This is a genomic window from Methanocaldococcus indicus, from assembly GCF_049554935.1.
GTDB lineage: Archaea > AGJL01 > Methanococci > Methanococcales > Methanocaldococcaceae > Methanocaldococcus > Methanocaldococcus indicus.
On the sequence record NZ_CP186926.1, the window covers coordinates 163,551 to 188,853 of the forward strand.

The following is a 25,303-nucleotide window of genomic DNA, read 5'->3' on the forward strand; positions in this document are numbered from 1 at the left end:
TAAAAGGTGAGATTTTGAAAATAGCTATTATAGGAGCTTCTGGGAAAGTAGGGAGTGCAACTGCTGTTTTGTTAGCTAAGGAGCCATTTATGAAAGATTTGGTTTTAATTGGAAGAGAAAAATCATTAAATAAATTAGAAGGTTTAAAAATGGATTTGTATGATGCAGTTGCAGGAGCAAGAAGTGATGCCAATATCTATGTCTCAACAGATGAGAATTTAAAATGTGTTGAAGATTGTGATATTGTTATAATAACAAGTGGAGTGCCAAGAACTGAAGGTATGAGTAGAGTTGAATTAGCAAAAATTAATGCTAAGATTGTTAAAAACTATGTAAAAAAAATTTCTGAAATAACAGATACAAAGATTTTTATGATAACTAATCCAGTAGATGTTATGACTTATAAGGCATATATTGAATCTAGCTATAATAGAGAGCAGGTTTTTGGTTTAGGAACTCACTTAGATTCTTTAAGATTTAAAGTAGCTATTGCCAAGTTCTTTAAAGTTCATATTGATGAAGTTAGAACAAGAATTATTGGAGAACATGGAGAAACAATGGTTCCTTTATTATCTGCTACATCAATTGGAGGAATTCCTATAGAGAAATTTAATAACTTCAAAAATTTACCTCTTGATGATATTATTGAAGATGTGAAACATAAAGGAGAAAAAATTATAAAATTAAAAGGTGGCTCTGAATTTGGTCCTGCCTCTGCAATAGTTAATGTAGTTAGATGCATAGCAAACAATGAAAAGAGATTATTAACACTCTCTACATATTTAGATGGAGAATATGGACTGAAAGATTTATGTATAGGAGTTCCTGTAAAAGTAGGTAGAGAAGGAATTGAAGAAATTGTTGAGATTGAGCTAAAAGAAGATGAAAGAAATGCTTTTTTAAAATCAGCTGAAAGGATAAAAAAATACTGTGAGGAGGTTAAATATATATGAATTGGAAAATTGAATTAGCAAGAATTTTAAAAAATCTAAATGCATTTAAAGGTTCAAGACCTCTTTTAGATACTCCTACTTTATTAATGGTTAAGAGTATATGTAGAGATGAGATTAATGAAGATATAAAAAGTTATTTAACAAAAAAATTAAAAGAACTAAATTATGAGATTGTTGATGATATTGATGAAATTGAAGAGTTTGTAGAAGGAATACATAATGTTTTAAGAGGGGAAGATACATATTTGGACTTTTTAGGATTTGAAAAAGTTAAAGAAGGATTTTTAAATATTGGATGTGAATGTGACTATGTTATTGGAAAAAAAGGTAATCTTATGGTAGGACTTACTCTATATTATGACAAAATTAGAAAAAATCCTAAGTTTATAGAGGCTGTTGCTCTTTTAAAAGAAATAGAATAATTATTTTGGAAGAATCATTTTTCTAATTTTTTCAACATTTTTTATATATTTTTTATTAAAGATTTTTGAGATTCTTTCAATTGCATTAAGTAATAAAAGAAGTTGCTCTAAATAGATATACAAATCTCCACTATAAACCATAATTTTATAATCTTCATACATTATCTTAGCTATTTGTCCTGGATTTTTTCCTGTTGCTCTCAAATTTAATATTATTTGTAAGATTTTTAAATGTTCATCTACTCCTTCAAATTCCATTATAATCTCTGTCAATAAATCTTTAATTTGCTTTTCTGATATTTTTCCAAAGTTTTCTTTTATTATCTCCAAAGCATCAAAGAATCTTATTGGTAAATTAATATTTAACATTTGGTTTAATTTATTCCTCAAAGTTGGAGATAAATAAACATTTTCAAAAGGCATAATCTCAATAATTAACTTTAAGATATCTTCATTTTTTAAAATACTCTCTTTAATTTTTTCAGCTACTTTTGGATATAAAAAGGATAATGCAACAGCCCTACCATAGTTAGTTATATCTCTATTTTTAACCATACCATACTTTTGTAGGTTTTCTAATATCTTAGTTGTTGAGAATGATTTACCTATATATGGGACTCTTTCAATATCTTTTATATTTGCTGATAGAGTAGCTAAGATTTGCTCTTCTTCTTCATCTTCTGTCCATTCCACTTTTATATCTTCTGGCTTAGATGTTAATAGTTTAAAAGCTACTTCATCCTCACTCTCAACCATCTTAGCATGATACTTTTTCCCTATCTCTACTAAAAGATAAACTTTCCCTAACTCATGCATCCCCTTCCTTCCAGCTCTTCCACACATCTGTTGGAATTCAGATGGTGTGAGCCACTCTCCCCCCATAGCCAAACTTTCCAATATAACAGTTGAAGCTGGAAAATCAACACCAGCAGCTAATGCAGCAGTTGTAACCACACATTGAATTCTTTGCTTAGCAAAATCTTCCTCCACCTTCCTTCTTCTAAAATAATCTAAACCTGCATGATAGTAATCTGCTTTAATTCCTTTTGATTTTAAAGCTCTTGCAATCTGTTCTGCTCTTCTCCTTGAATATGTAAAGATTAAGCACTGTCCCCTATAACTATACTTAGAGATTGTATTCCACTCTTTTTTAACAATCTCCTTAATTATATTTATTTTATTGAATTCATTTTTACAAAAAATAAGATGCCTCTCCAATGGAACAGGTCTTCCATTATATAAAACTAAATTAGCCCCCAATTTTTTTGATAGTTCTTTTGGATTTCCAATAGTTGCAGATAAATAAATCTTTTGAGCATCTTTAAACTTCTCTCTTACTCTACCAATTAATCCATCTAATCTCGCTCCTCTCTCCTCTAAATTTAAAGAATGGACTTCATCAATTACAACAGTTCCAACATCTTTAAGTTTATTTGCCCTTATTAAATAATCTATTCCTTCATAAGTTCCAACGATTATATCCGCATCTAATGAAGTATTAATATCCAACTTTTTTCCTATTCTTCCCATTCCTACTCTTAAAGCTACTTTAAATCCTAATTTTTCATATCTTTCTTTAAATTCTAAATACTTCTGATTTGCTAATGCAACTAAAGGAACTAAAAATAAAAATTTCTTTTTCTTTTCAATTAAATTCTTGATTCCTGCTAACTCTCCAATTAATGTTTTTCCTGATGATGTTGCTGAAACAATTAGCAAATCTTTTCCTTTTAATAATCCAGCCTTAACTGAAAGAGATTGAACTGGCAAAAGTTCATTTATATTTCTACTTTTAATAGATTTTTTAAGTTCTTCAGGAATATCTAAATCATCTATTTTTAACAATTCAATATCTTCCTTATCTCCTTCTAAAACATCAAATTTTGTTAGTTCTGGCTTAGATACTGGATTTTTTAAATTCAAAAGAGAAAGAACTTTATCAACATCTTTAAATTTTCTTAAAAATTTCTCTATTAGCTCATCTGGTAAATTAACTTCATACTTAACTTCCTCAATAGCACAATTTAAACAAATATAATAATTCATATATTTACATCTTGTTTTATTTGGTAATTTTTTATAAACCTCTTTTAATAGACAGAAAGGACATAACTTTATAAACTCATACTTAATATTTAAGCTCTTAAAAACATCTTCAAGCTCTTTATCAGCTAAATAAACTTTTTTTTCTTTTTTTAAAAGTTCTAAAACTTTTGATGGTTGAATTAATTTATCTCCTAATCTACACTTAAATAATCTGTATCTATCTCCAACTTTCTTATATAAACAAAAAATTTTTTTATTCTTCTCTACCTTTTCACCTTCATCAATATTCTTAACTTTAACAATCTCAATTTCATCCTTTTTTTTCTTTTTCTTTATAATAATCATACTCTAAACCTCTCTTAACATATCATAAAAGACATCAACCATCTTTATAATGTCTTCAATTAAAATATACTCATTTGGCTGATGTGCTGTTCCTCTACCAATTCCCCAAACAGCTACATCATAACCTCTTTCCCTTAAAAATGCTGCTACTGTTCCTCCTCCCATCCCACAAAGTTTAGGATTTACATTTAAAACTTTTTTAATGCTTTTAGATAGTTCTTTAACAACATCAGAATCTTTATCAGTATAGTTAGGATTTTCTTTTTTTAATATTTCATACTCTATTTTTGGGGAGATAGATTTATCAAAATATTTTATATACTCACTAAAATCAAAGTTTTTTATAAATTCTTCAATTTCTTTAACTATATCATCTAATTTGTAGTATGGAAGAATTCTACAATCAAAAACAACCTCTACATATCCAGGAATTGTATTAGGATTCTCAATATTGTTTTTTAAAATTGTTGGTTCAAATGTTGAATATTTTGGTAAAAAAATCGTATCTTCTTTATTAAATTTTTTGTATAAGTAATTATATAAATTATTTGCAAAGTTGAAAGCTATTATGTTGGCATTTAATCCCTCCTCAGGAGTTGAACCATGACATTGCTTACCTTTTATTTTAAACTTTATCCATAAAATTCCTTTTTCACCAATTTCTATTAAATCTCCTTTATCAGAAGAGAAATCAGGAACAATTATTAAATCATCTTTCTTAAATATTTTATCTTCAAAGTTCAATAAGTATTTTAATCCATACTCACTTCCATCTTCCTCATCAGAGACAAAAATTAATGATAAATTGTATTTAGGAGTTATTTTTTCTTCAAATATCTTCTTAATTAATAAGAGAGATGATACTATTGCTTTATGATTATCTTCTACTCCCCTACCATATATTTTATTTCCTTTAACAACAGCTTCATAAGGATTTGTGTCCCATAATCTTAAATCTCCTTCTGGGACAGTATCTAAATGAGATATTATATGTAAAGTTTTTTCTTTCCCAAAATCAATTTTAAATACTATGTTTGGTCTTTCTAAATTGTATTTATCAACAACATTATACTCACTTAATGAATAGTTTTTTATATTATATTTTTTTATATAATTGTTAATAACTCTCTTGACATATTCAGCTTTTTCCTTTTCTCCTTTTCCACCAAAAGATGGATTAACAGAGTTAATTTTAACTAAATCTTTTTGTAGAGAAATAACTTCTTCCCTAATTGACATGATTTCCCTCCTCTAAATTATATAAAATTGTGTTGTTTATGAAACTATATATATATCATGCCAACCAATGTAATCCAAAAAAATGTACTGCTTTAAAGATGGCTAAATTTAATAAAGCTATTATACTTAAAAATCCTTACAAGATAAATAAAAAATCTTTAGTATTAACACCTTTTGCAGAAAAAGCAGTTTCCCCAGAAGATAGAGAGATTGTAGAAAAGTTTGGAATAACTGGATTAGATTGCTCTTGGAATGATATTGAAAAACTTAAAAAATTCAAATTTATTAATGAAAGAGCTTTACCATTCCTTATAGCTTGTAATCCTACAAACTATGGAAAGCCATTTAAACTCTCAACACTTGAGGCATTTATTGCTACTCTTTATATAACCAATTTTAAAGAAAAAGCTTATGAATTAGCAAGATTATATAAATGGGGAGAAACTTTTATAAATGTGAATTATGAATTATTAGAGAGATACAGTAAAGCTAAGAATTCAAAAGAAATTATTGAGATTCAAAAAGAATATATAGAGAGGTGAAACAGATGCCATTTGAAGAAGCTGTAAAGAGAGTTTTGCTAAAAAAGATATGTTTAAGATGTAATGCAAGAAATCCATGGAAAGCAGAAAAATGTAGAAAATGTGGATATACAAAGTTAAGACCAAAAGCTAAAGAACCAAGAGGATAAATTAAAAAATAAATTTTTATTTGTTTATATTTAACTTAAGATTTGCAATATTTACTATAACTTCTTTAAGCTTTTTATCTTCAATCTTTTCAGGAATAACATCAAAATCAATAATGTTCTCATAATCTTTTTCTTTTATTTTTGTATTTGTAATTAAGCTTTCCATTTCTTCAAATTCTTTCAACATTCTCTTTAATCTTCTAAGTTCAATTTCTAATTTTATTAGTTTATCTTCATCTACCTTTTCATCTGCAAGCATTTGTAAATAATTGATAATTAACATATGTTCTCTAAATGTTAGTTTAGTTACTTTTCTTGTTGATTCAACATCTATTCCCTTAGCTATTTTCAATAATTTTAATATAGCTTTTTCAGAGAGATATCCTAAAAAGTGATATTGATACAATACATCCTCTAAGTTTTCTTTACCTATAAGTGAAATTAAAACTTCTAAAAATTTCATAACCAAAAGAAACTTCTCTGGTGTTAGAGGGATATCTTCAATTTTATACCTTTTGTCTTTATTTTCAGTTTCAGTTATAGTAATATTCCCATTTTTATTTATATTAACTTCTTCAAGATTTTCAATAACTCCTTCTCTAATTCCTGCTGGTGGTCTATTTGGTTTATTAAATTTTATTCTTTTTCTTTGTTTATTATCAATTATGTAAATTGGTCTATAATAGACAGTCTTTATTTTTTCAATTTTTGCCATTCTATGTTGAACAGTATCAGATGTTAATAATACAGAGTTTGTTTTTTTGGCTATTTCTCTAATCATTGCATCAAGTTCTCCACTCTCAGCCAAAGAAATTTTTTCTAAACTTGGCCTCTCTCCAACAAATACAACCTTAATGTTGAGAATTTTTTCTGCTTTTCTTAATAATTCTAAAACATCTAACCCTATAAAACCTTCCATTCTTTTTTTATTAGCCATATTTTCAATTTCAGCCAATACAACATTTGGTATATAAACTGTACAATTTCTTATCTTCCCAGTTTTAATTAATTCTTCTAAAACTCCATTAATTATTACTGAAGTATCTACACATACATCAATTCCATCAAACCCATCAAACATACAAATCCCCCAAACACTTTTAATAAGATAATTATAAAAATAATTTTTAAAATTGTAGTATATAAATGTTGATGGTCGTGAATTATGCACTTTATAAAGCTAAAAAGAAGAGAAGAAAATATTAAAAATCTAAAAGAAAAGAGTAAAAAATTTAGGTTAAAATTTAGGGATAAAGAACTTAAAAATTATTTAAAAGAATATCCTTTAAATCTAAATAGATATTTAACCAACTACTACACAGGAGGAATTATAAAAAAATATCCTGAGGATTTTATTGTTGAGGAGGTAACTCCTGAAAAGATAATTTTAGAGGTTGGAAAGAATATAGAGTTTAAAGATGTTGAGAATTGGAAAGGTAACTTTATTCACTTCACATTAGAAAAAAAGAACTGGACTACCTTAGATGCTATTAGAGAAATAGCCAAAAAAGTTGGTGTAAAAAGGAAGCATTTTGGATTTGCTGGGAATAAGGATAAAGTAGCTATAACCACACAAAGAGTTGGTTGTTTTAATGTTCCTCTTGATAAATTAAAAAATGTTAGAATAAAGAATATTGTATTAAGAGATTTCCAAAAAGTTAATAAAAAAATAAAACTTGGAGATTTGTGGGGAAACAGATTCACTATAAGAGTTAGAGAACCAAAAATTTTGGGAGAAGAACTAAAAAATATCTTAGAAGATGCTAAAAATAACTATACTCACTACATAAATTACTATGGAATACAGAGGTTTGGTGAAAAAAGGCCTATAACTCATATAGTAGGTAGATTAATCTTAGAGAGAAATTGGGAATTAGCTTTCTATCTATATTGTGGAACTCCTCTAAGCTATGATGATGAAAAAAACAAAATTAGCAAGAAAATTAGTAGATGAGGAGGAATTTAAAGAAGCATTAAAAATTTATCCAAGGGTTTTTTTATATGAAAGAAGGATGATACAGGCCTATTTAGAGAGTGGAGATTATAAAAAAGCTTTTAAAATTTTACCACCTTATTTAAGATGTATGTTTGTAAATGCATATCAATCATATCTTTTCAATGAAATTATTAATAAGAGATATGAATATGGATTTAACAAGTTAGAGGGAGATATAGTATATAAATATCCTACTGGTGCTGTTTTTGGTTATAAAGTTAAGTTTGCCTCAGGAATTCAGGGAGAGATAGAGAAAGAAATATGGGAAAGTGAAAATTTAGAAAGAGAAAAATTTAAAATTGAAGATTTTGGAAGTTTTCAGGGAGATAGAAGGGAGATGATACAAAAAATTTATAATTTTGATTATATATTATACAATAATAGTTATGTAGTAAAATTCTGTCTAAGAAAGGGATGCTATGCTACAACTGTACTAAGAGAATTTTTAAATGAGAGGTGAATTTAACATGTGGGTTCAACTAAAAACCTATATCTTATTAGGATTTTTGATAGGATTATTATATGCTATATTCCTTATCTTACATATACATCCACTATTTGCTATAATCTTAGCAGCTATTCCAAATATTATAGCTTATTATTACTCAGATAAATTTGTTCTTATGTCTTATAATGCCAAAATTTTAGAGAGACATGAATTACCTTGGTTACATGCTATGGTAGAAAGAGTAGCAAGAAAAGCTGGAATTCCAAAACCAAAAGTTGCATTAGTTCCTATACAAACACCTAATGCATTTGCAACAGGGAGAAATCCTGAGAATGCTGTTGTAGCAGTTACAGAGGGAATTTTAGAATTGCTATCTCCAGAGGAGTTAGAGGGAGTTATTGGTCATGAGATTGGACATATTGTCCATAGAGATATATTGATTGCCACAATAGTTGCAACAATAGCAGGAGCTATAACTTATATAGCAGATTGGTTTATTTGGTTTGGAGGCTTCTTCTTTTCACATGAAGATGAAAATAATCCATTTGAAATGTTAGCAGGAATCTTGTTGATAATTTTAGCACCAATAGCAGCAATGTTAATACAGTTTGCAATATCAAGACAGAGAGAATTTTATGCAGATGAAGAAGGGGCTAAACTTACACATCCTATATGGTTAGCTAATGCCTTAGCAAAGTTAGAGAAAGGTGTCCAATACTATCCATTAGAACATGGAAATCCTGCAACTGCTCATCTGTTTATAGTAAATCCATTTAGAAGTGATTTTATAGCTAAACTCTTCTCTACACATCCTCCAACAGAGGAAAGAATTAAAAGGTTAATGGAATTAGCCAAAAAAATGAAAAGATATTAAATTACTTTACCTTTTTAAAGAAAATGTCAATATTTGCTGTTTCATGTGTTTTATGCTGTAAAGATATGTTTAATAATCTTTTGTATATTTTACATTCTTTGTGGTAGCAGTATATTTTAAAACTTAAATATGATGTTAATACTAAAGATACTATTGTGCATATTACCAATAACATTAGCCACATCATACATAATCACCTACATAATTAAATTAACTATTAAGTAAATTATATAAAGTTATCTTTTAATTTACAAATGTAAAGTAGTTTTGTATTGGGTGTCTTTTGTATGTATTCTATAAAGATGAGAGCATCTAAACAAAATAAGCATATTTCAGGAGCTGAAAGGATAGTTAATAAAGATGAAATTAAAAAAGCTGTTTTAGAAGTTTTGGAGAGAGCTTTAAATCATGAGAATGGAGAACCTGATTTTATAAATATTAAAGTGGAAAAATTAGATAGAGTTAATTTTATTCCTACTTTACCAATATACACAATAGAATGTAAAAATAAAGAAGAGGCAAGAAAGAAAGCAAAAGAATTACTCCTAAATGAGGGAATTCCAGAGGAAGTTATTGAAAAAGCTTTTAAAATTATAGATAAAGGAGGAATGAGGGGAGCAGCTATCTTAAATTTAAAGGGAGAAAGATTAGATAAAAATAAAGAGAGAGGTGTTAGAGTTAAAAATATAGACACATCTAAAAAATTAAAGGAAAAAATATTAGATGGTTTAGGAACAGAGAGAACTGTTGATGCAATAGCAATAGCTACAAAAGTTATACATTTAGGAGTTATAGCAGAGTTATGCACATCAGATAATAAGAGTTACACAACTGGATATGTAGCAACTAAAAAAGGATATTTTAGAATAACTAACTTAAAAAATGTCAATGAAACTGGAGGAAGGGTATTTTTTGTAGATGATAATATTGATATTGATGAACTTATATATAAGTTGGAGAATGAGCCATATATTGTGACTGAACATGATAGAGAGAATAAAAAAAGAGCTTGAAGAAATAAAAAAACTTGGTTTATATAGAAAGTTATTAAAGAAGAAAGGTTTAGATTTTTCTTCAAATGATTATTTATGCCTATCAAAACATCCTGAAATTATACAGGCAGTGAAAGAAGGTTTAAAATATGGTTTTGGTGCAAGTGGTTCAAGATTAACATCAGGAAATATAAACCATGAAATATTAGAGGAGAGATTAGCAGAATTTAAAGAAACTGAAAGAGCTCTAACTTTTCCTACTGGTTATCAGACTAATGTTGGAGTTATATCTACACTATGTAAAAAAGGAGATTTAATTTTAAGTGATGAGTTGAATCATGCCTCTATAATTGATGGTTGTAGATTATCTAAGGCAGATAGAATTATTTATAAACATCTAAATTATGAGGAAGTAGAAAATATCTTAGAAAGAGAATACAAAAATTATGAAGATATATTTATTATTACTGATACTGTCTTTAGTATGGATGGGGATTTAGCAGATTTGAAAAGATTAAAGAAGATAGCTGATGAATACTCAGCTATTTTGATTGTTGATGATGCTCATGGCACTGGAACTGTGCATAAAAAGGGGGCTCTAAAATATTTTAATGTAAAAGGAGACAACATTATCCAAATTGGAACTCTCTCCAAAGCTTTTGGTGGTTTAGGAGGATTTGTTTGTTCTACTGATGAAGTTATTGAATATTTAATAAACAGATGTAGAAGTTTTATATATACAACCGCTCTCCCTCCATGTATTGTTGAAGGTTGTTTAAAAGCTTTGGAAATTATTGATAAAGGGAAATTAACTAAAAAACTTCAAAAAAATATTAATTTGGCAAATAAAATTTTTAAAGATTTTATTTTAGAGGAAAAAGTAACTCCAATATATCCATTTATTTTTAAAGACAAAACTATGGAGATAGCCAATTATCTACAAAAGAACAATATATTTTGTGTTGCAATAAGATATCCAACAGTCCCAAAAGGTTTAGAAAGGATAAGAGTTAGTATAAATGTTAATCATAAAAAAGATGATTTAAAACTTCTATGTGAAAAAATCAAAGAAAAATTATATATTGAACATGAGAAAATTAGTTAATAAATAAAATCATTATGGTGTTGTTATGGCAGATATATATGTTGATTGTGAAGATAAATATGCAAAAGAAATATATACAAAAGTTATTCAAACAGCATTAGAAGATTTAATTTTAGGTAAATCTTTAATAAGAGTTGAGTTTATAGCAAGGGAGAAAGAACCTTATTTTATTTTAGGAGTTCTTCCAAAACCAACAAGAAAAATAATCAAACTAAGAGATATGGCTGAAATTGTTGAAGAGAAAAAAGTTGATGGAAAAAGAATTTATAAATTAAAGATAACTGATGAAACATACCTTCCCTACCTTTTAAAGAAGATTCATGTTATTGAACAACCATCAAGATTTGAGATAATAACTGATTCAGATATAGATTTAGATATGGATGTTTATGATACAAGTAAAGATTTTATTGATAGAGTTTTAGATTTTATGTATAGAGTATTTCCAGAAGGTATGAGAATTAAAAAAAGCTTTATAGATAAGGCAATTGTTTTAATAGCGTCTGAAAGACCTTTAAAACCTGAAGAAATTGAAAAAGCTGAAAAATTAAAAGAAAAATTAGAAAATTTAAAGTGAAACTATGAATATTGGTGTAATTGGAGGAGGGCAACTTGGGAAGATGCTTGGATTAAAAGCAAGAAAATTTAGCTTTGATATAAAAGTTTTAGACCCAAATCCAAAATGTCCTGCTTCTCAAGTTGCTGAAGTTGTTGTGGGGGATTTATATGATGAGAAAAAAATAAAAGAATTAGTTGAGTGGTGTGATATCACAACTTTTGAGATAGAAAAAACAAATACCACTATTTTAAAAGAACTTTATGATGATGGGTATAAAATATATCCTTCTCCTTATGTTTTAGAAATAATTCAAGATAAATATATCCAAAAAGAGTTTTTAAAAAAACATAATATTCCTGTCCCAAAATATAAAAAAATTGATTCTCTGGATGAGATAAAGGAGTTTCCTGTTGTTCTAAAAGCAAGAAAAGGAGGTTATGATGGAAGAGGTGTTTTAATATTAAAAAGTGAAGAAGATTTAAAAAATGCTTTTAATACTCCATCATATATTGAAGAATTGGTTGATATAAAAATGGAATTGGCTATTATGGTTGCAAGAAACTTAGATGGAGATATCAAGTGTCATCCTGTTGTGGAGATGGCTTTTGATGAGAGAGCCAATATTTGTGATACTGTTATAGCTCCTGGGAGGATTCCTGATGATGTAAAAGAAGAAGCTAAGAAAATTGCTATAAAAATTGTTGAAGCTTTTAATACAGCCGGAATATTTGGAATAGAAATGTTTTTAACAAGAGACAATAAAATTTTAGTAAATGAAATAGCTCCAAGAGTTCATAACTCAGGACATTACACAATAGAGAGCTGTATAACTTGCCAGTTTGAGCAACATTTAAGAGCTATCTGTAATTTTCCTTTAGGAGATACTACTCAAACTATTCCAGCAGTTATGGTTAATATCTTAGGTGAAGGTGAAGGAAAACCTAAAATTTATGGTTTAAATGAAGCTTTATCAATTCCAGGAGTTTCTGTTCATATATATGGAAAAGATTATGTTAAACCATTTAGAAAAATGGGGCATATAACTGTTGTAGATAAAGATATTAATAAAGCAATAGAAAAAGCCAATAAAGTTAAGTATATCCTAAAAATAAGGGGGGAAGAATGAAAGTAGGTATTATAATGGGCTCAGACTCTGATTTACCTGTTATGAAAGATGCTGCTGAAATGTTGGAGAAGTTTAATATTCCTTATGAGATAACTATTGTCTCAGCACACAGAACTCCTGATAGAATGTATGAATATGCTAAAACAGCTGAAAAGAGAGGGATAGAAGTTATTATAGCAGGAGCTGGTGGGGCTGCACATCTTCCTGGAATGGTTGCATCAATAACACATCTACCAGTTATTGGTGTTCCTATAAAGAGTAAAGCTTTAAAAGGTTTAGATTCCCTCCTATCAATTGTCCAAATGCCTCCAGGTGTGCCAGTTGCTACTGTGGCAATAAATAATGCTAAAAATGCAGCTATCTTAGCAGCTGAGATTTTGGCTATTAAATATCCAGAAGTTAGAGAAAAAGTTATAAGATATAAAGAGGAACTAAAAAATATGGTTGAAGAAAAAGCTAAAAAATTAGAAGATATTGGATATAAAGAATATCTTAAAAGTATGAAATAAGGTGGAAAAATGGTAAATTTAGGTTTTGTTATAGCTGAGTTCAATAGAGATATAACATATATGATGGAAAAGGTAGCTGATGAGCATGCTGAATTTTTAGGAGCAAAAGTAAAATATAAAATATTAGTTCCTGGTGTGTTTGATATTCCTTTAGCTGTTAAAAAGCTTTTAGAGAAGGATGATGTTGATGCAGTTGTAGCTATTGGATGTGTTATTGAAGGAGAGACAGAGCATGATGAAATAGTTGTCCATAATGCAGCAAGAAAAATAGCTGATTTATCTGTTCAATACAACAAACCAGTAACATTAGGAATATCTGGCCCAGGAATGACAAGATTACAAGCACATCAAAGAGTAGATTATGGTAAAAGAGCAGTTGAAGCAGCTGTTAAAATGGTTAAGAGATTGAAGGAGTTGGATAAAAAATGATTTTAGAAGAAGTTTATAATACAATAAAACAAAGAATTAAAGAGAAACCAGAAGGTTCTTATGTTGCTAAATTAACAACTGATGATAGTAAATTAGCTATAAACAAGATATGTGAAAAGATAGGGGAAGAGGCAACTGAGTTGATATTAGCTGGAAAGGACAACAAAAAAGAAGAAATTATTTATGAATCAGCAGATTTAATATTCCATATAATGGTGTTATTAGCTTATAGAGGAATAGAACTTGAAGAGATTTTTAAAGAGTTTGAAAGAAGAAAAAAATAAATAATTTTTAAATATCTTTTTTTTGGGGAAGATAATGATAAATCCAGAAAAATTAAAAGTTGGAGATGTTATATATTTAAATGGAACTATATATACTGCAAGAGATAAGGCACATCTAAAAATTATAAATATGCTAAAAAATGGAGAAGAACTACCATTTAATTTAAAAAATAAAATTATTTATCATGCTGGACCAATAATGAAGAAAGTTAATGATGAGTGGAGATGTGTGTCAATAGGTCCAACAACATCAGCAAGAATGAACGATGTTGAGGAGGAGTTTATAAAATTAACTGGAATCTCTGGAATTGTTGGTAAAGGTGGAATGAAAAATGAACTTTTAGATACATTTAAAAAATATAAAGTAGTTTATTTAGCTGCTCCTGGTGGATGTGCTGTATTATTAGCCAAATGTGTAAAAAAAGTTGAAGATGTTTATTTTTTAGAATTAGGGATGCCAGAGGCCGTATGGAAGTTAAGAGTAAAAAACTTTGGACCATTAATTGTTAGTATGGATAGCTATGGAAAAAGTATATATAAAGAAGTTGAAGAGAAAGTTAAAGAAAAACTATCTACTCTTTGAGTTTATCATGATAGGATGCATAGGCAATAGCATGAGCCATAAATGGAGCTAATATTAAATATACAACAGCTAACAATATTTTTCCTAATGCTAAGAAAATTATAAAACATGCACAGTCAATAACACCAACTATGTGGATTCTTGCATATACAATATTCTTTTTATCTTTCTCAACCCATAACCTATAACTTGCAAATAATACACCAAGAGAAGCAAGAAATATTAAAAGATATCTAATAATTTCAATATATTCCATTTTATCTACCTATAACAATGGTTTAGGTTGATTTTCACTTAGGACTGGTAGTTTTTCTAAGGTTATTAATACATTATCTAAATCTTTTACTCTCTCTAATATTATATTTTTTCCAAAATCAGTTAAAGCAAATATAGGAATTGTCTTTCCAATTTGTAGCTTTGGTTTAACTTCTCTTGTTTTTTTAGATGCACATGCTGTTATAATATCAAAATGTTCAATTTTATCAATATTTATTAGATGAACTCCAAAAGTAAGAATTTTTATATCTCCATTTTCTAAACTTTTAATTTTTTTAGCATCTTTTGAATTTGTTACAGTTACTGCTATCCTTTTATATCCTAATTCTATAGCCTTTTTTACTCCCTCAAACTGATTAATCTCTGCTGTATCTTTGTTTAATACATAACCTCCATGTTTTTCTATTCTCTCTATAACCTCTTTTATAGGATATGTTTTTATAATTCCTGATATCCTACCACAAAGTCCTTGAACTAAATAAGGATTAGATGTTATAACTGTTCCAGCACAGTCTGCAACAACAACTGCACAATCTAATGCCTTATGTTTTAAAGCACTCATCAATATTTCAGAAGCTCCAAAAGGAACAATATATTTATCTTCAATTACTTTTCTATTTTTAGTAAATAATCCAAACTCCTTAATTCTGAATTCTATATTCTCCCTAATTTTATCTTTATCAATCTTTTTTATTCCTCTATGCTTATCATATATTGGACAATATTCTAATTTTGTATCTTCAACCTTAACAACCTTTCCATCTTTAATATATACTCTTGCTCCCAATGCTTCCATAATATGATACATAAAAACACCAAAGATTTAGAATCTACATTTACCAAATTCTAAGACAGCAAGATATTTTAAAATTAATGTTATAAATATAACTACTGATGCTCCTGCAAATATATAACTTAATTGTTGTGAAGACACTGCAAAATATATTAAAAAGAGAGTTATATAACTTGCAATTATTGCATACAAAAATCTCTCTAATTCATACATATAGACAGTTAATAATGAGAAAGTTGTTATTTTTTCAATAATCTTTAATAAATTGCTTCTCAACATTATCATATTTTCTAAGTATTTTGTATCTTCTCCTGCTCTTAATTTTTTACAGAATTTGATAACTAATAGATAGCCTCTTATAATTGGCCAAGACAACATCAAATAAAAGAAAAAACTAACTAAAAATATTAAAATATCTTGCAAAATATCACCATATATTTTTTTATTTAAACTGTTTTTGAAGTTCTATATAAATGTTTTGTTAGCATTTGTTATACCAAACATAAATATATATAAAATAAACAATATAAATAATCAAAATTTTTATAAATAAGAAATACTCTAAAACATCATAATTGGAATTGAACAAAAATATTACTATTAGGTGAAAGAATGTTAAGTGTTAATGAAAAGGCATACAATATTGTTAAAGAGATGATAGCAAATAAGGAAGAGTTAAATATTGATGTTATAAAGTTGGAAAATGGAGCTACTGTCTTAGATTGTGGAGTTAATGTTCCAGGTAGTTGGGAAGCAGGAAAATTATTTACAAAGATATGTTTAGGAGGTTTAGCAGAAGTTTCCATATCACCATCTCCTTATGAATCTATTGTATTACCATATGTAAAAGTTAAAACCTCTCACCCTGCTATTTCAACACTTGGCTCACAAAAAGCTGGGTGGGTAGTTAAAGTTGGTAAATACTTTGCTATGGGTTCAGGTCCAGCAAGAGCATTAGCTAAGAAACCTAAAAAAACCTATGAAGAAATTGGCTATGAAGACAACTATAACAAAGCTGTTTTATGTTTAGAGGCTTCAAAACTACCTAATGAAGAAGTAGCTGAATATGTTGCTAAGGAATGTGGTGTAGAAGTTGAAGATGTCTATCTTTTAGTAGCACCAACAGCTTCATTAGTTGGTGCTATACAAATCAGTGGAAGAGTAGTTGAAAATGGAACTTATAAGATGTTAGAAGTTTTAGAGTTTGATGTTAAAAAAGTAGTCTATGCTTCTGGATTAGCTCCAATTGCTCCAATTGTTGGAGATGACTTTACAATGATGGGAGTAACAAATGATATGGTTCTTTATGGAGGAGTAACTCAATACTATATAAAATCTGATGAAAATGATAACATAGAAAGTTTAGCTAAATCTCTACCATCAGTTGCATCAAAAGATTATGGAAAACCATTCTTAGAAGTATTTAAAGCAGCTGATTATGATTTCTATAAAATAGATAAAAGTATGTTTGCTCCAGCTGTTGTTGTGGTTAATGACATAACAAAAGGAAAAATCTACAAATCTGGAAAAGTTAATGTAGATATTATTAAAAAATCTATTGGCTTAATTGAATTGTAAATTCTAAAATAATATTCTCTATTTTTTGAAAATAATCATTATTGTCTTATATTAACTAAAAAATCTTTTAAAATTTTTTTTATTTCTATAACCGAATAGTTTATATATAACTTTTTTATTATTAGCTAAAAAATTGTAAGTATTGATTACATTATTTTATATAAAATCAATTTAATTCAAAAAATAACAGATAATAGGTGAGTAATTATGGAAAAAATTGATATCTTTGTGAGGATTCCAAATACAATATCATTAGTGGCAGGAAAAGGAGAAGGAGAGACAGAATTAAATGCTTTTGACAGAGCTTTGTTAGATGCTGGTGTTGGTAATGTAAATTTAGTTAAAATGAGTAGTATTATGCCTCCAAAAGCTGAATTAGTGGAAATTCCTAAATTACCTATGGGAGCTTTGGTTCCAATAGCTTATGGATGTATAACCTCCAAAGAACCAGGAGAGTTAATAGCTGCTGCTGTATCTGTTGCATTTCCTAAGGATGAAGAAAAATGTGGATTAATAATGGAGTTTAGTGGAAAATGTTCAAAAAAAGAAGCAGAAGAAAGAGTTAGAGAAATGGCTAAGATAGGTTTTGAAATGAGAGGATGGGATATTAAGAAGATTGAGAGTATTGCTATTGAGCATGAAGTTGAAAAAATTGGCTGTGCATTTGCTGGAGCAGTATTATGGTATAAGGAGGTGATAAGATGATAAAATTCTTAGGAAAACACATAATATTAGAGTTATGGGGATGTGAAAGCAAGGCATTAGATGATGAAAAAGGAATAGAGAAGATGTTAATAGATAGTGTCAATGCTTGTGGAGCTACATTAATATGTACAAAAACACATAAATTTTCACCACAAGGAGTAACAGGAGTAGCTGTATTAGCAGAAAGTCATATATCTATACACACATGGCCTGAGTTAGGTTATGCAGCTATGGATATATTCACTTGTGGAGAGCATGTTGAACCAATAAAAGCTGTTCCAATAATAAAAGAGTTCTTAAAACCAAAGCACATAGAGATATTAGATTTAAAAAGAGGTATAAGAATAGAGGAGGGGGATAAAATTTGAATTTTAATTGTTGGTTTACTGAAATACACAATAACAATATTTCTTTTTCTGTAAGAGTTAAAAATATCTTATATATTGGTAAATCAAAATATCAAGAAATAGTGGTAATAGATACTTATGACTTTGGTAGAGCTTTGATATTAGACAACACTTTTCAAACTACTGAAAGGGATGAATTTATTTATCATGAGTTAATTACTCACATCCCTCTCTTCACACATCCAAATCCAAAGGATGTATTAGTTATTGGAGGAGGAGATGGTGGAACAGTAAGAGAAGTTTTAAAGCATCCAGTTGAAAGAGTTGATTTTGTAGAGTTAGATGAGAAAGTTATAGAAGTAGCTAAAAAATATCTACCAAAGTTAAGTTGTAAAATAGATGATGAAAAAGTTAATCTAATTATAACAGATGGAATAAAATATGTTGCTGAAACAGATAAAAAATATGATGTTGTTATTGTAGATTGTCCTGACCCAGTTGGACCAGCTAAGGGCTTGTTTGAAAAAGAATTTTATAAAAATGTATTTAAATGTTTAAAAGAAGATGGTTTAATGGTACAACAAACAGAGAGTCCTTTGTATGATTTAGAACTAATAAAAAATATTGCTAAATATCTAAAAGATGCAGGATTTAGTATTGTTATGCCTTATTCTTATCCTATGCCTACTTATCCAAGTGGTATGTGGAGCTTTACATTAGCATCTAAAAAATATAACCCTCTTAAAGTAGATGAGAACAAAATAAAAGAAAAGTTAAAAAGTATGGAAACTAAATATTATGATGAAGAAGTCCATAAAGGAATATTCTTAGCAACACCAAAGTTTTTAAAAGATGCAGTTAAGTTTTAATTTTTAAGATAATATAAGATAAAACAAATGTAAATAATGAAGATATTAAAGTTGCTAAACTTGCTCCAACAATGCCATAACTCTTTATCATAATAATATTTAAAAAAATATTTATTATAATTCCAAATAATACAGAGCATAAAGAATATTTAGCAAATCCTAAACCTTGGAGAGCTGAGGATACAATTGAAAAATAACTTAAAAAAAGTGAAGATATAGACAAAATTCTTAAAGCTAAAATTCCCTCACTATTTTTTATTTTAAAGAAGAAATATAAGATTATATCTGGAAATAGTAAAAAAACTATTATAATTGGTAAGGAAATTATAGTATTATAAATTAAACCTTTTTTTAATAAATCTAAATTTTTAGTTTTGGCTATTTTTGGTAATAGAGGAATTGATATTGCACTTGCAACTATAAAGATTCCTCTTGATAATAAAGATGAGTAGCCATAAACTCCACTCCAAAAACTACCTAAAAATATCATTATAATAATGTTATCAATATCTCCAAACAACCTAAAAGAGGATGAAGTTAAAGCTATTGGTATAGAGTATTTTAAGATATCTAAACAATATTTAAAATTTAAGGAATATTCAATAGCATTCCTTACAAAGTTAAAGAAAAATATTCCAACAGTTAAATAGGATAAAGCTATTGACAAAAAAGCTCCAATAACACCAATGAATGAAAATATTATTAAAAATAAAACTTTTAAAGAACTCTCTAAAATCCATGATAAAGATAAGTATCCAAACTTAAAAGTTCCTTGTAAAATGCCTCTAACAAATGCTATTATTGTAGATAACAATATACAGAGTCCTAACACATAAAAAAGAGAATCACTCAGATTTAAATAATAACCTCCTAAAATATATTTTATAGTTATAACTAAAAAAAATCCTATCAATGATAAAATAATCATAACTAACAGTATAGATATATTAACTTTTTTTCCCTCAGCTGTAAATTTTGCAATTGATGGAGGAATTCCAGAGGAAAAGAAGATAGTTAATGTGTCAAGTATTGGCATTAATGCTCTAACAATTCCAAAACCTTCTGTATTAAAGAAGAAAGCAACTAAAAAATAGTATAAATAAGCTAATCCTTTTGTATAAATATTTGAAATTAAAATATATAAATTCTCTTTTTTCATATCCCTACTCCTAAAAAAATTTAGATTAATTTATAGATATTATTTCTTTATAGAGTTCATCTAAAACTTTTTGATAATCTTCTTTTCCCTCTTCTATTAAATCCATTTTTTTCTCTAACTCTCTTGTTCTTTCTTCTGAGATTAAATGATAATAGTTGTTAATTAAATAGTTATATACTTCAATTCCTAACTTAGTTGGAATAAGCTTACCTTTATTTTTACTTTTTACTACATAACCTCTATCTAACAATTTTTTAATAATTTGGGCATAAGTAGAAGGTCTTCCTATACCTCTCTCTTTCATTAATTTAACAACTTCCCCCTCATCATACAGAGGTTTAGATGGAACTTTCTTAATATCTTTTTCTAAAATTTTTAGTTTATCCTTCTCTATCCTTGGAAGTTTTTTTAGATAGATATTGTAAAATCTTAGCCAACCATCAAACTTAATATCTATATAACCCTCAACTTTCTCATTCAATTCTTTTATATATATTTCTTCATACTCTAAAATTGCTTCCTTTGTTTGTGATGCTATAAACCTTTTAAATATTAAGTCATAAACTTTTATGTGATTTTTAGTTAGTTTTATATTATTTTCTTTTAAAAATTCTATAAATTCCTCAGTGTCCATTGGCTTTGTTGGACGAATACATTCATGTGCTCCTTCCATATAATACTCTCTATTTTTAAGATATTCCTCTAAATTTTTAAGTTTTAAATATTCTTTTGCAACCTTCATTCCATCTAATGATACTCTTGTTGAAGACGTTCTATGATATGTGCAGTTGTGTGAGATAACACCATTGGATATGAAATTTTGGTTATTTTCAATGCTTAAATCATAGACATATCCATTATAAGGAATATCTTCCACTTTTTTGACTCTAACAAATGATATGTCCCCATAAACAATCTTTTCTAAAAATTTCTTATGTTCTGAATTATTTGCATATCTCAGCACTGTTTTTAATTTTTTCCTTGGAATATTATTTGTTTTCTTTTTATACCAATTTTCAATATGTATTTTGGTATCTTCTAAGATTTTTTTTCTTCCTTTTTCAAATGTTAATTTCTCAAATATTTCTTTTACTGGTAGTAAATCACATTCAAATCTTTCTTTATGTTCTTTTTTATATGTCTTATAACAATTTATGAAAATATCTTTTCTAATTCTCAAATATACTGCAATTTTCTCCTTAAATCTCTCTAATGACTTATTGCTTATTATTAAAGAATAAGCTTCTCTATTTTTATGTATAGTATTTAAGATACCAATTGAGTTTAAGTAAATTCCTATCTTTTCTAAAACATCTTTTCTTTTTGATGTTAAAGTCATTCTTAAATTATGTTTTTTTACCTTTTTATCATAAAGTAGTGAGAAGCATCCATCTGTATCAAAATATCCAGCAATTAATGCATTTATATAACTCTCTGGAAGAGAGAAAATAATACCATTTAGTTTTCCATCTCTCATTCCTAATTTTCTTAAAATTTCAGCAATAATTGGATTTGAGATATTTACTTGACCACCAGAAATCCAATTATGTAAGAATGGGAATATATCATCCAATATTCTTTTAACATCCTTTAATGGTGTTTGTGAAATCTTAATTTTACTATCCTGAATACATCCATCTCCTAACACTAAACCAGCAAAATACCAAAACTTTTCATCTAACTTAAATAATGGGATTTTCTTAGTACCTGCAACACTTTTATATATGTATTTTGCTTCTTTCTCAACATCATTTAAATTGAAATTCCATTCAATTAAATATTTTAATGGAACTCTTCTGTTTCTTAAATATTTATATTTTGTGCTTGTTTTAATGTTATTTCTGATAAATTCTGCTATTTTTTCAAATATAGTAGAGTTTTCATCAAACTCTATTAATACATTAGTTATATCCAAATATTTTAAAAGATTTAATAGGGAAATTGGCTTCCTTTCAACTTTATAGTTAAATGGCATTGCAATGTAATCATTTTCTTTAATATCTTTTGCAGGTATCCACCTTAGTTGAGAATCTCTTAAAACTAATAAGCAGTGGTCTGGAGTTGCTTTTAACTCATAATTATTTGATAGGACAATTTTTCTTAAATTTCCATTATATTTTAATTTCCAGAATTTAATAGATGTATCTCTTTTAATTGATAAATCATCCAAATCTAATGATAGAATATTTCTCTCTTTAGCATTGACAATATCCTCAATTGTCTCAATTCTTCCATCTCCTAATACAACATAAGTATCTGGGGTTAAACATAGCCCTAACTCAAACAAATCTTGGGCAATTCTCATTACTTCATCTACTCCTAAACCAAATCTTTTAGTTGCTTCCTCCAATAAAGTGTCTGTTGTAAATGGTGGTAATGGTGAGAGTGTTTTTTCATAAATATTTACATCTACACTAACCTCATCCAAATTAAAATCATCCTCTACAACTTTTCCAATATATATATCTCCTTCCAATCTTAATGTTAGATAAGGAACTCTCTTTTTGTATTCTTCATATCTCTCTATAATCCAACCTAATACAGGGGTTTGCACTCTTCCAGCAGAAAGATAGTTCTTATTAAATACTTCCCAAAGTTTTTCACTTAATCTAAAACCTATCCATCTATCTTCTATCCTTCTAACAACTTGACTTTTAACTTTATTCTCATCCATATCTAACTTTTCATTATTCTTAAATTGCTCAACAGCTCTTAAAATTGCTCTCTTAGTTATTTCATTAAATCCTAATCTATAAATATTTCTGTTAAATGGTAGTGAGTTAAGATAGATATCATAACCTATTTTTTCTCCTTCTGTATCTATATCTGTAGCTATAAATATTGCATCAACTTCATCAGCTATCTCCCTTATAACTTCAATATTGTCCTTACTATCCATAAAATTGATTTTTTCCCCTTTCTCTAAAAGAGATTTTATTATTTCATCTACATTTTTTTGGTCTGTAAATTGCTCTCCATTTATCTTTTTAATTGAGCAATAAATTGGAATATATATATTGTTAATTTTTACTCCATAAAATCCTTCTCTTGTTACTAAATCAAAGACATGTCCTCCACTTGCAGTAATTAGTAAATTTAAATCTCCAATACAAATTTCATATATATTTCTATTATTAATTTTTCTTACAGATGGCTTACCAAAGAAGTTTGCAATAGTTCTTGCTTTATTAGGACTTTCAACAACCATTAATACAGATTTTAATAAATCTGGGACTTTACCTATTTTTCTTCCTTCTTTCAATTTTTTTCTGTCTTCATCTATCTTTTTTAAAAGTTCTTCTATATTTATTTCTTCCAATCTTTTAAATTCACTTTCATACATAAATAGCATATATTTTTTTAAATGTTCAAAAATTTCATTGTCATCAACTAATACAATACTTGCTCCTTTTGTTAGACCAAACTCTGTCATCCTTGAAGTTCTTCCAGATGCTTGGATATATGTTTTAATATCAGGAATCAAAATATATATATCTCCTTCAATTTCTCTCAATGAAAATCTTTTTAATCCAACTTTTTTCTCTAAAATCTCTCTAATTTCATCTAAGCTCTTACCTTCTATTTCAATATCTTCTTTTAATTTACCCTTTTCTTTTAAGCTTTCTAAGTATTCCTTAACTCTCATCTTAAATTTTGGAATTCCATAAAATATGGCATATCTTACTCTTTCAGGGATATCTAAACCTCTAACTAAGACACCATAATATGAGGCAACTCCTACTAAGATATCAATCTTTCCATCTTTAAAATCATCAAATCCTTTTTTATCTTTTGAATGTATTAATTTAGCATTTATCCCTTCTTTTATTAAGAGTTCTTCTATTTCCTTAGCTTTTTCAACACCATAATCTAAGGATACAAAAACTAATCCACCTGAGCCAAACTTTTTTATAATCTCTAAAATCTTGTTTTCATCAAAGTCAGTATATAAATCTTCAACATCTCTTAACTTATTCATTCCAAAACCAACTTCAAAATCTAACAACTCCCTATATAGTTTAACTCTATCTCCATAACTTTTTCCAGTTGCAGAAGCAACAACTAAACAACCATGATTTATATTTTTTATTTTTTCTTTTAGTTTTTCTCTTAATTCCATAGCATTCTCTAACTTACCTTTTCTAATTAGATAAATTATCTTATAAGCTTCATTTATAATCTCTTCACTAAATCCTAAAAGTTTTAAAGTTCTATCTATATTTTTAGATGCTTTTAAAAGAGCATCAACATCATCAACAAAGATAAAGTCAAATTTAGTATTTAACTCATGCTTAGCTAAAAAGTTGGATGTTGTAATTAATATATCAAATTCATTATTCTCTATACACTCCTTAACTTCTTTTTTCTCTTTATTTTTTAATTCAGAGTGGTATGCCATAACTTTAATATTTAAATTTCCTTTTTCAATTAAAGATAAAGCTCTTTCATAAGTTTGTTTTACTAAGAGTGTTGTTGGCAAAATAATATAGCACTTTTTTCCTTTTTTAGATAGATATAGGGACATTAAGAGTCCAAAGAAACTCTTACCTACTCCTGTTGGAGCTACAATAGAGAAACTCTTATTTTTTAAAACTCTCTTAGCCCAAGTTTTTTGGATACTTAATAACTCAATGTCCAATTTTTTTGCAAATTCTTCAAATTCTTTAAATTCGTTCCAAACTTTGCAGTATGTTCTTAATTCTTTTAATTTATCATTTTCTTTTAAAATTCTGCACAATTCTAATTTATCTATAATCTTCTCTATATCCAAACAATTATTACAAACTCCTACATTTAACCTATCTGATGTTATCTCATTCTTACAGTTTGGGCACATCTCTTTAAATATCATTGGTATCATAGTTACTCACTCATTAAATTTTTGAATGTATTTTTATTATCCATTATCCATAAAGATTTTTAAATTTAAAAATTATGCTCTCATCAACATATATGTTTTAAAATTAAGTTGTAG

Annotated in this window: 26 protein-coding genes and 1 pseudogene; 18 read left to right on the forward strand and 9 right to left on the reverse strand. The window is 27.6% G+C overall.

The genetic code is table 11. From position 1 onward, the window contains the following. Positions 1-14: 14 nt before the first annotated feature. Both ACPB8Q_RS00925 and ACPB8Q_RS00930 read left to right on the forward strand, forming a co-directional pair. A complete protein-coding gene (locus ACPB8Q_RS00925; RefSeq protein WP_423792792.1) occupies positions 15-953 on the forward strand; it encodes a malate dehydrogenase in 939 nt (312 codons plus the stop codon). Beyond that, positions 950-1,375 carry a DUF2120 family protein gene (locus ACPB8Q_RS00930; RefSeq protein ID WP_423792793.1) on the forward strand — a complete coding sequence of 142 codons (426 nt, stop codon included), beginning with the start codon at positions 950-952 and terminating at the stop codon, positions 1,373-1,375. The genes ACPB8Q_RS00925 and ACPB8Q_RS00930 overlap by 4 nt, the downstream gene beginning before the upstream one ends. On the opposite strand, the gene ACPB8Q_RS00935 is transcribed toward ACPB8Q_RS00930, so the two are convergent. Further along, positions 1,376-3,766, reverse strand: a complete 2,391-nt coding sequence (locus tag ACPB8Q_RS00935) for a DEAD/DEAH box helicase (RefSeq protein WP_423792794.1) — start codon at positions 3,764-3,766, stop codon at positions 1,376-1,378. A 3-nt stretch (positions 3,767-3,769) separates the two neighbouring features. Beyond that, on the reverse strand, positions 3,770-5,005 hold the full coding sequence (locus ACPB8Q_RS00940) for a M20 family metallo-hydrolase (RefSeq protein ID WP_423792795.1): 1,236 nt from the start codon (positions 5,003-5,005) through the stop codon (positions 3,770-3,772). 38 nt (positions 5,006-5,043) lie between these two features. Between ACPB8Q_RS00940 and ACPB8Q_RS00945 the strand changes: the two genes are divergently transcribed. Next, positions 5,044-5,547, forward strand: a complete 504-nt coding sequence (locus ACPB8Q_RS00945; RefSeq protein WP_423792796.1) for a ribosome biogenesis protein — start codon at positions 5,044-5,046, stop codon at positions 5,545-5,547. A gap of 5 nt (positions 5,548-5,552) precedes the next feature. After that, complete coding sequence (locus ACPB8Q_RS00950; protein WP_423792797.1) at positions 5,553-5,696, forward strand: 50S ribosomal protein L40e; 144 nt, start codon at positions 5,553-5,555, stop codon at positions 5,694-5,696. A 16-nt stretch (positions 5,697-5,712) separates the two neighbouring features. Here ACPB8Q_RS00950 and ACPB8Q_RS00955 read toward each other — a convergent pair whose 3' ends face one another. Next, entirely contained in the window at positions 5,713-6,777 is a 1,065-nt protein-coding gene (locus tag ACPB8Q_RS00955) for a PIN domain-containing protein (RefSeq protein WP_423792798.1), read from the reverse strand. An 84-nt stretch (positions 6,778-6,861) separates the two neighbouring features. Here ACPB8Q_RS00955 and truD point away from each other — a divergent pair. Continuing rightward, a pseudogene (gene truD, locus ACPB8Q_RS00960) lies at positions 6,862-8,152 on the forward strand (tRNA pseudouridine(13) synthase TruD). Between the two features lie 7 nt (positions 8,153-8,159). Then, complete coding sequence (locus tag ACPB8Q_RS00965; RefSeq protein ID WP_423792799.1) at positions 8,160-9,014, forward strand: M48 family metalloprotease; 855 nt, start codon at positions 8,160-8,162, stop codon at positions 9,012-9,014. Position 9,015: 1 nt separating this feature from the next. Here the strand turns inward: ACPB8Q_RS00965 and ACPB8Q_RS00970 are convergent, their stop codons facing one another. Then, positions 9,016-9,201, reverse strand: a complete 186-nt coding sequence (locus tag ACPB8Q_RS00970; RefSeq protein WP_423792800.1) for a hypothetical protein — start codon at positions 9,199-9,201, stop codon at positions 9,016-9,018. Positions 9,202-9,301: 100 nt separating this feature from the next. Here ACPB8Q_RS00970 and ACPB8Q_RS00975 point away from each other — a divergent pair, with 100 nt between their 5' ends. From ACPB8Q_RS00975 to ACPB8Q_RS01010, 8 genes are read left to right on the forward strand one after another with little or no spacing between them, the layout of a single operon-like run. After that, positions 9,302-10,027, forward strand: a complete 726-nt coding sequence (locus tag ACPB8Q_RS00975; protein WP_423792801.1) for a 6-carboxyhexanoate--CoA ligase — start codon at positions 9,302-9,304, stop codon at positions 10,025-10,027. Beyond that, positions 9,999-11,111, forward strand: a complete 1,113-nt coding sequence (locus tag ACPB8Q_RS00980) for an aminotransferase class I/II-fold pyridoxal phosphate-dependent enzyme (protein ID WP_423792802.1) — start codon at positions 9,999-10,001, stop codon at positions 11,109-11,111. Before ACPB8Q_RS00975 ends, ACPB8Q_RS00980 begins: the two co-directional genes overlap by 29 nt. Before the next feature lie 25 nt (positions 11,112-11,136). Next, complete coding sequence (locus ACPB8Q_RS00985) at positions 11,137-11,688, forward strand: methanogenesis marker 17 protein (RefSeq protein ID WP_423792803.1); 552 nt, start codon at positions 11,137-11,139, stop codon at positions 11,686-11,688. Between the two features lie 4 nt (positions 11,689-11,692). Continuing rightward, positions 11,693-12,796, forward strand: coding sequence for a 5-(carboxyamino)imidazole ribonucleotide synthase (locus tag ACPB8Q_RS00990; RefSeq protein WP_423792805.1), 1,104 nt, complete (start codon positions 11,693-11,695; stop codon positions 12,794-12,796). Further along, on the forward strand, positions 12,793-13,305 hold the full coding sequence (purE, locus tag ACPB8Q_RS00995; RefSeq protein ID WP_423792807.1) for a 5-(carboxyamino)imidazole ribonucleotide mutase: 513 nt from the start codon (positions 12,793-12,795) through the stop codon (positions 13,303-13,305). Before ACPB8Q_RS00990 ends, purE begins: the two co-directional genes overlap by 4 nt. A gap of 9 nt (positions 13,306-13,314) precedes the next feature. Next, a complete protein-coding gene (ribH, locus tag ACPB8Q_RS01000) occupies positions 13,315-13,734 on the forward strand; it encodes a 6,7-dimethyl-8-ribityllumazine synthase (RefSeq protein WP_423792808.1) in 420 nt (139 codons plus the stop codon). Continuing rightward, positions 13,731-14,018, forward strand: coding sequence for a phosphoribosyl-ATP diphosphatase (gene hisE / locus ACPB8Q_RS01005; protein WP_423792809.1), 288 nt, complete (start codon positions 13,731-13,733; stop codon positions 14,016-14,018). Before ribH ends, hisE begins: the two co-directional genes overlap by 4 nt. A gap of 34 nt (positions 14,019-14,052) precedes the next feature. Then, positions 14,053-14,601 carry a FumA C-terminus/TtdB family hydratase beta subunit gene (locus ACPB8Q_RS01010; protein WP_423792810.1) on the forward strand — a complete coding sequence of 183 codons (549 nt, stop codon included), beginning with the start codon at positions 14,053-14,055 and terminating at the stop codon, positions 14,599-14,601. Here the strand turns inward: ACPB8Q_RS01010 and ACPB8Q_RS01015 are convergent. Genes ACPB8Q_RS01015 through ACPB8Q_RS01025 form a run of 3 tightly spaced genes read right to left on the reverse strand, consistent with a single transcriptional unit; the run spans position 14,591 to position 16,093 of the window. Next, positions 14,591-14,857 carry a cation:proton antiporter gene (locus tag ACPB8Q_RS01015; RefSeq protein WP_423792811.1) on the reverse strand — a complete coding sequence of 89 codons (267 nt, stop codon included), beginning with the start codon at positions 14,855-14,857 and terminating at the stop codon, positions 14,591-14,593. The two genes, ACPB8Q_RS01010 and ACPB8Q_RS01015, sit on opposite strands and share 11 nt — an antisense overlap. A 9-nt stretch (positions 14,858-14,866) precedes the next feature. Continuing rightward, entirely contained in the window at positions 14,867-15,685 is an 819-nt protein-coding gene (locus ACPB8Q_RS01020; protein ID WP_423792812.1) for a DUF2099 family protein, read from the reverse strand. Between the two features lie 15 nt (positions 15,686-15,700). After that, positions 15,701-16,093 carry a hypothetical protein gene (locus ACPB8Q_RS01025; protein ID WP_423792813.1) on the reverse strand — a complete coding sequence of 131 codons (393 nt, stop codon included), beginning with the start codon at positions 16,091-16,093 and terminating at the stop codon, positions 15,701-15,703. A gap of 189 nt (positions 16,094-16,282) precedes the next feature. On the opposite strand from ACPB8Q_RS01025, the gene mch reads away from it, so the two are divergent. The 4 genes from mch (at position 16,283) to speE (ending at position 19,169) form a co-directional block, all read left to right on the forward strand. Next, positions 16,283-17,248, forward strand: a complete 966-nt coding sequence (mch, locus tag ACPB8Q_RS01030; RefSeq protein WP_423792814.1) for a methenyltetrahydromethanopterin cyclohydrolase — start codon at positions 16,283-16,285, stop codon at positions 17,246-17,248. 207 nt (positions 17,249-17,455) lie between these two features. Continuing rightward, positions 17,456-17,953, forward strand: coding sequence for a pyruvoyl-dependent arginine decarboxylase (locus ACPB8Q_RS01035; protein WP_423792815.1), 498 nt, complete (start codon positions 17,456-17,458; stop codon positions 17,951-17,953). Next, on the forward strand, positions 17,953-18,321 hold the full coding sequence (speD, locus tag ACPB8Q_RS01040; RefSeq protein WP_423793382.1) for an S-adenosylmethionine decarboxylase family protein: 369 nt from the start codon (positions 17,953-17,955) through the stop codon (positions 18,319-18,321). Before ACPB8Q_RS01035 ends, speD begins: the two co-directional genes overlap by 1 nt. Beyond that, positions 18,318-19,169, forward strand: coding sequence for a spermidine synthase (speE, locus tag ACPB8Q_RS01045; protein ID WP_423792816.1), 852 nt, complete (start codon positions 18,318-18,320; stop codon positions 19,167-19,169). The genes speD and speE overlap by 4 nt, the downstream gene beginning before the upstream one ends. Here the strand turns inward: speE and ACPB8Q_RS01050 are convergent. Then, positions 19,159-20,328 (reverse strand): flippase, encoded by a 1,170-nt coding sequence (locus ACPB8Q_RS01050; protein ID WP_423792817.1) that lies wholly within the window; start codon positions 20,326-20,328, stop codon positions 19,159-19,161. The genes speE and ACPB8Q_RS01050 overlap by 11 nt on opposite strands. Positions 20,329-20,353: 25 nt before the next feature. Next, positions 20,354-25,189 carry a reverse gyrase gene (gene rgy / locus ACPB8Q_RS01055; protein ID WP_423792818.1) on the reverse strand — a complete coding sequence of 1,612 codons (4,836 nt, stop codon included), beginning with the start codon at positions 25,187-25,189 and terminating at the stop codon, positions 20,354-20,356. Positions 25,190-25,303: the final 114 nt, after the last annotated feature.

Coding starts and splice junctions, on each gene's coding strand:
- ACPB8Q_RS00955 (WP_423792798.1), bottom strand. CDS start 6,777: ATGTTTGATGGGTTTGATGGAATTGATGTATGTGTAGATACTTCAGTA.
- ACPB8Q_RS00975 (WP_423792801.1), top strand. CDS start 9,302: ATGTATTCTATAAAGATGAGAGCATCTAAACAAAATAAGCATATTTCA.
- ACPB8Q_RS01020 (WP_423792812.1), bottom strand. CDS start 15,685: ATGTATCATATTATGGAAGCATTGGGAGCAAGAGTATATATTAAAGAT.
- ACPB8Q_RS01050 (WP_423792817.1), bottom strand. CDS start 20,328: ATGAAAAAAGAGAATTTATATATTTTAATTTCAAATATTTATACAAAA.
- ACPB8Q_RS00965 (WP_423792799.1), top strand. CDS start 8,160: ATGTGGGTTCAACTAAAAACCTATATCTTATTAGGATTTTTGATAGGA.
- ribH (WP_423792808.1), top strand. CDS start 13,315: ATGGTAAATTTAGGTTTTGTTATAGCTGAGTTCAATAGAGATATAACA.
- ACPB8Q_RS00990 (WP_423792805.1), top strand. CDS start 11,693: ATGAATATTGGTGTAATTGGAGGAGGGCAACTTGGGAAGATGCTTGGA.
- ACPB8Q_RS01015 (WP_423792811.1), bottom strand. CDS start 14,857: ATGGAATATATTGAAATTATTAGATATCTTTTAATATTTCTTGCTTCT.
- ACPB8Q_RS01010 (WP_423792810.1), top strand. CDS start 14,053: ATGATAAATCCAGAAAAATTAAAAGTTGGAGATGTTATATATTTAAAT.
- ACPB8Q_RS00970 (WP_423792800.1), bottom strand. CDS start 9,201: ATGATGTGGCTAATGTTATTGGTAATATGCACAATAGTATCTTTAGTA.
- rgy (WP_423792818.1), bottom strand. CDS start 25,189: ATGATACCAATGATATTTAAAGAGATGTGCCCAAACTGTAAGAATGAG.
- ACPB8Q_RS00985 (WP_423792803.1), top strand. CDS start 11,137: ATGGCAGATATATATGTTGATTGTGAAGATAAATATGCAAAAGAAATA.
- ACPB8Q_RS00980 (WP_423792802.1), top strand. CDS start 9,999: ATGATAGAGAGAATAAAAAAAGAGCTTGAAGAAATAAAAAAACTTGGT.
- ACPB8Q_RS00935 (WP_423792794.1), bottom strand. CDS start 3,766: ATGATTATTATAAAGAAAAAGAAAAAAAAGGATGAAATTGAGATTGTT.
- mch (WP_423792814.1), top strand. CDS start 16,283: ATGTTAAGTGTTAATGAAAAGGCATACAATATTGTTAAAGAGATGATA.
- ACPB8Q_RS01035 (WP_423792815.1), top strand. CDS start 17,456: ATGGAAAAAATTGATATCTTTGTGAGGATTCCAAATACAATATCATTA.
- ACPB8Q_RS00950 (WP_423792797.1), top strand. CDS start 5,553: ATGCCATTTGAAGAAGCTGTAAAGAGAGTTTTGCTAAAAAAGATATGT.
- ACPB8Q_RS00940 (WP_423792795.1), bottom strand. CDS start 5,005: ATGTCAATTAGGGAAGAAGTTATTTCTCTACAAAAAGATTTAGTTAAA.
- ACPB8Q_RS00945 (WP_423792796.1), top strand. CDS start 5,044: ATGAAACTATATATATATCATGCCAACCAATGTAATCCAAAAAAATGT.
- purE (WP_423792807.1), top strand. CDS start 12,793: ATGAAAGTAGGTATTATAATGGGCTCAGACTCTGATTTACCTGTTATG.
- hisE (WP_423792809.1), top strand. CDS start 13,731: ATGATTTTAGAAGAAGTTTATAATACAATAAAACAAAGAATTAAAGAG.
- ACPB8Q_RS00930 (WP_423792793.1), top strand. CDS start 950: ATGAATTGGAAAATTGAATTAGCAAGAATTTTAAAAAATCTAAATGCA.